General features: G+C 31.9%; 3 protein-coding genes. All 3 read left to right on the top strand.

Annotated features, from left to right (window positions below):
* Window positions 1-43: 43 nt before the first annotated feature.
* The 3 genes from N5E64_RS15490 to N5E64_RS15480 are packed head-to-tail and all read left to right on the top strand — an operon-like array spanning window position 44 to window position 2,429.
* Window positions 44-847 carry a hypothetical protein gene (locus tag N5E64_RS15490; RefSeq protein ID WP_280038281.1) on the top strand — a complete coding sequence of 268 codons (804 nt, stop codon included), beginning with the start codon at window positions 44-46 and terminating at the stop codon, window positions 845-847.
* A 6-nt stretch (window positions 848-853) separates the two neighbouring features.
* Window positions 854-1,672, top strand: a complete 819-nt coding sequence (locus N5E64_RS15485; RefSeq protein WP_280038280.1) for a hypothetical protein — start codon at window positions 854-856, stop codon at window positions 1,670-1,672.
* Window positions 1,673-1,685: 13 nt separating this feature from the next.
* Window positions 1,686-2,429: a hypothetical protein gene (locus N5E64_RS15480; RefSeq protein ID WP_280038279.1), complete on the top strand. Its 744-nt coding sequence runs from the start codon at window positions 1,686-1,688 to the stop codon at window positions 2,427-2,429.
* The last annotated feature ends 133 nt before the right edge of the window (window positions 2,430-2,562 follow it).

Raw genomic sequence — 2,562 nt, 5'->3', positions numbered from 1 at the left:
AAACCTTTTATTAAGGTAGTTATCAACCAATTAAAATTTAAATATGAAAAAAACAAAAGCTTTTTCTTTGTTTTTATTTCTGTCCAAACTTGTATCTGCTCAAATAGGAATAGGTACAGAGGTGCCACAGTCATCTCTTGATGTTAATGGAAATATTATGCTTAGAAAAGAACTTAAGGTAGGAGGCTCAAAAACTACTGATGGTAATACCGGAAATTACAATGACATCCTTGTTTCTCAAGGGGATGGGAGTGCTCCATTATGGAAGAATGCCAAAGTGGGATTTTATGAAAATGGGGAATATAGAACCACGAGTAGTTTTATCAATACAAGTGAGAATGGGCTGTTATTTGATACGAATAGCAACGATGGTATCTTGACAAGTTCTTTAGGAGAACTATTAGTCTCAACTTTATCTAGTTGGAAAGAATTATCACCTGATTTAAGCACAAAATTTACTGTAGACGATCCAAAAAATAAAATCAATATTATGTTTCAGACTGGTATTGAATCTGGGAATATAGGAAATGTTACTGATCAAAACATAAAATTTATGTGTGGTATTTTTATTGATAATGTTTTGGTCGCATTAAGAGCGGACCAAATTGACGGAATTCCTCGTAAAGGAGCCAGCAATCAGTCTATTTATACATTAAATTATACGGTAAATGATGTAACTACCGGTGAACATACATTGAAAGTAGGATGTAGAAGAATTTCTACATCAGGTACTAATGTGGATTTAGTAATAGGGCGCGCATTGAATGCTTCAGCAGTAACAAATAATTTTATGTTACAATCTGTATTGAAATTTGATGTGAGCGAATTAGTAAAAGTGACAAGATAATTAAGTATGAAAATATTCAGTAATATACTACTAATAAATTTAGTATTTATTAGTTCTTCTTTATTTGCTCAAGTAGGTGTCAATACCAATGCACCAAGAACGACTTTGGATGTTCAGGGAGATTTAGGGATTAGAAGTAAAATCTATTTGGGAGGAGACGAAACAACTATTGGAAAATTAGGAGAAGTAGGATCGGTATTAGTCTCTCAAGGAGCGAACCAACCTCCGACGTGGAAAGTTTTAAGACGACCTGAGTTCAAACCTGAAACGTATTATCTTATAAACTATGAGGCGTCCAATACAGAAAGTGGATTAATACTTACTGATGGAACTACAAATAGAGCATTGTATACAAAAAATATGTCTTTATCTAGTTTTTTAGCTGGAAATGGTAGTGGAGGAGAAATTACGGGATTAACAAAAACATTCAAAGTAAATAACTCTGTTAATAAAATTGGATTAGTCTTTGAAACAGTTGTTCATCTTAATTCGAATTCTACAAATGCAGGGGTTGATTTTGCATGTGGTGTATTTGTGGACGATCAATTAAAAGGAGTTAGAATATTTACATTAAATCAACCTACAGCATCTAGAGCACCATTTTATACATTTACTTTGCTTGGATCTACTGAAAATTTACCTAAAAAGGAATACACTGCAAAAGTTGCCTGTAAAAGAAGAGGATCAATAAATTCATTTACAGGAGATTTTGGAATAGGAAAGGCGGTATATACAAATATTAACGATTTTATGGCGCAGTCAACTTTAAGAGTAGAAGTATTTGAAATACCAGATCCTAATAATAATGAACCTGTTTATAACTAACAATTAACCAATTATGAAAAATAAGATATTTATCTTTTTAGTAGCCATTAGTCCAAATTTATTTTCTCAGGTAGGAATAGGAACTGAGAAACCTCATACCACGTTGGATATAAATGGTACGACAAATGTTTCCAAAGAAATCAGATTCAACGGAACAGATGCAAAAATTGGAACAGCTGGTAAACAAGGCGATTTAATTTCAGGAAATGCCTTAAATAACAATTTCTGGAAGAATTTTGATTTACCTGAGGGTTTTTTGGAAGGAATGGTTTTGACCGGATCTTATGCTAATTCAACCTTTAATGGTGTAAGTTTTCCGGGAACAAGTAGTTCAAGTACCCTTGCTGTACCATATACTAAAGGACAAGTAATGGCTTCACATTGGAAAGAGCTTTCGGATTTAAATCAGAAAATTAAAATATCAAAATCAGTAAACTTAGTTACGATTTCTGTGCAAACATTGGTACAAACAAGTGATCAGAACAGTAGTTTTGCCTGTGGAATATATTTAGATGATAAATTAGATTTTGTTCGATTGGGTACTGTAAATGCGGGAGTAGGTAATTATAGAACATTGAATTTGAATGCGACGCTTTCAAATATGGCACTTGGAGAGCATACTATAAAATTTGCATGTGCTGAGAGAAATATACCAACAGGTACTACCCTAAATATAGGTAAACCTATTATCACTACTAATCTAAATAACGTAATGGCAAAGACTTCTTCGGTTATTTTAGTTTTAGAAAAGCCATAATTTAAAATATTTAATGAAATTTTATTTTTATTCAGCTATTATTTTAAAACACTTCTAGATTTTTTAGAAGTGTTTTTTTTATGAAAATGAATCTTGAATCATTAGTATTGCTTTATTAGAGAATAATACATTA

It is taken from the genome of Empedobacter sp. GD03739 (genome assembly GCF_029843245.1).
Taxonomy (GTDB): domain Bacteria; phylum Bacteroidota; class Bacteroidia; order Flavobacteriales; family Weeksellaceae; genus Empedobacter; species Empedobacter falsenii_B.
The sequence above is the reverse complement of the archived record's forward strand: the minus strand, read 5'-3'. Positions and strand labels throughout refer to the sequence as shown.

Coding starts and splice junctions, on each gene's coding strand:
- N5E64_RS15490 (WP_280038281.1), top strand. CDS start 44: ATGAAAAAAACAAAAGCTTTTTCTTTGTTTTTATTTCTGTCCAAACTT.
- N5E64_RS15485 (WP_280038280.1), top strand. CDS start 854: ATGAAAATATTCAGTAATATACTACTAATAAATTTAGTATTTATTAGT.
- N5E64_RS15480 (WP_280038279.1), top strand. CDS start 1,686: ATGAAAAATAAGATATTTATCTTTTTAGTAGCCATTAGTCCAAATTTA.